This window comes from Micromonospora endophytica, assembly GCF_003236305.1.
Lineage (GTDB): Bacteria > Actinomycetota > Actinomycetes > Mycobacteriales > Micromonosporaceae > Micromonospora > Micromonospora endophytica.
In genome coordinates this window covers 1-384 of sequence record NZ_POTX01000558.1, presented here as the reverse complement: position 1 = coordinate 384, position 384 = coordinate 1, and the positions used below count along the sequence as shown (strand labels likewise).

The following is a 384-nucleotide window of genomic DNA, read 5'->3' as shown; positions in this document are numbered from 1 at the left end:
TTTCAAGGTTGAGTTTGCATGCCGTATTACTGACTTGATACGCGGTGAAAAACACTGGCACCTGCTGGATGCCGACGAGGTCAGTCACGGCCCTTACAGCCATGTGATAGTGGCAACGCCGGCACCTCAGGCAACCGCCCTGCTTGCTTGTGCGCCCAAACTGGCAAGCACCGCGGCCGGAGTGAAAATGGACCCGACCTGGGCCGTCGCCCTGGCTTTCGATACGCCCCTGGAAACCAAAATGGATGGCTGCTTCGTGCAAGACAGCCCGCTGGACTGGCTAGCCCGCAACAGCAGTAAACCGGGGCGTGAGCACAAGCTCGACACCTGGGTGCTGCATGCCACCAGCGCCTGGAGCAGGCAAAACCTGGATCTGTCCAAAGA

Annotated in this window: 1 protein-coding gene; it reads left to right on the top strand. The window is 59.4% G+C overall.

The window, feature by feature from the left end:
• Nucleotides 1-384: NAD(P)/FAD-dependent oxidoreductase (locus C1I93_RS31090; RefSeq protein WP_220039633.1), on the top strand; the 384-nt coding region annotated here is incomplete at both ends.